The following is a 1,200-nucleotide window of genomic DNA, read 5'->3' on the forward strand; positions in this document are numbered from 1 at the left end:
TCGCGGGCAAGCCCGCTTGTATGGTAGGACTTGAAGGGAGGAGGAGGGACAAAGCCCGATTCTGACTGTTGACGCAGTACAGATCCGTGGGAGATTTCGCCTCTCCTCCTTTCACCCAAGCGCCGATAAAGAATGCATCTGGCTAGACCGACGATAGGAACAAGCCTGCGCCTCTGGGTGAGCCCTTCAAGTGCTCAAAACCATATCCCGGAGGAAATCCAATGGCAATGCCGGTTTCTGTTACAAAGCCGATCGTAGGCGTGGATGTCGCCAAGAACGAACTGGTGATCTATCACGCCGAACGTGACCTGCTTGAAGAGATTCCCAACAACACAGCAGCCATCAAGAAATGGTTGAAAGACTTGTCGGAAACAGTCGCGGTAGCCATTGAGTCGACCAATATCTATCACCTGGCGTTCGCCGATCTGGCCTATGAGGCCGGCTGCGTGATTTACATGGTGGGTGGCTATGAACTCAGCCATTACCGCAAAGGGGTGAATATCCGCGCCAAAACCGATGCGCTGGATGCCAGACTGCTCGCCCGCTATCTGAAGAACGAAGGTGATGATCTTCATCCCTGGACCCCGCCATCACCGCTGTACCGCCGGCTCTTGAGCCTTTTTCGTCGTCGCGCAGCCCTGGTTCAGGCGCGGGTCGGCTTGGTGCAAAGCTGGGCTAATGAGCCGCTGCTGAAATCTGCTTTCGCCGCGCAAGTGAAAGCCATGCAGCAGCTTGAAACACTGGTCGAAAAGACGATTAATGATCATCTGAAAGAAGCCGGTTTGCTCGGTCAGTTGAGGCGTTGCCTGAAAGTTGAAGGCATTGGATTTCTGACCGGCGCCCGCTTGCTCACGGCGTTTCAGCGGGGTGACTTCAGAAACGCAGATGCCTTTATCGCCTTTCTGGGAATGGATTTGAGGGTATCGAAGTCAGGGCAAAAAGACGGTCGTCGGAGCTTGACCAAGCGAGGTGACCCGGAAGCTCGCCGGCTTCTGCACAACGCCGCCATGTCGGCAAGCCGTACGCCAGCCTGGAAAGGCTTTTATGAAAAGCAAAGAGCTCGAGGCTTCAGCACCACTCAGGCATTGGTGATACTGGCTCGCAAGCTTGCTCGGATCGTATTCGCTCTACTGAAAGGACAGGGCGAATACCAACCCAAAGCTGGTTGAGGGCTTCCCCTCAACCATAGAATCTCCCACA

1 protein-coding gene is annotated in these 1,200 nt (G+C 54.8%); it reads left to right on the forward strand.

The window, feature by feature from the left end:
- Positions 1-221 precede the first annotated feature (221 nt).
- A complete protein-coding gene (locus tag AEQ67_RS31765) occupies positions 222-1,169 on the forward strand; it encodes an IS110 family transposase (RefSeq protein WP_059407695.1) in 948 nt (315 codons plus the stop codon).
- Positions 1,170-1,200 lie beyond the last annotated feature (31 nt).

Source organism: Pseudomonas sp. RIT-PI-q (assembly GCF_001297125.1).
Taxonomy (GTDB): domain Bacteria; phylum Pseudomonadota; class Gammaproteobacteria; order Pseudomonadales; family Pseudomonadaceae; genus Aquipseudomonas.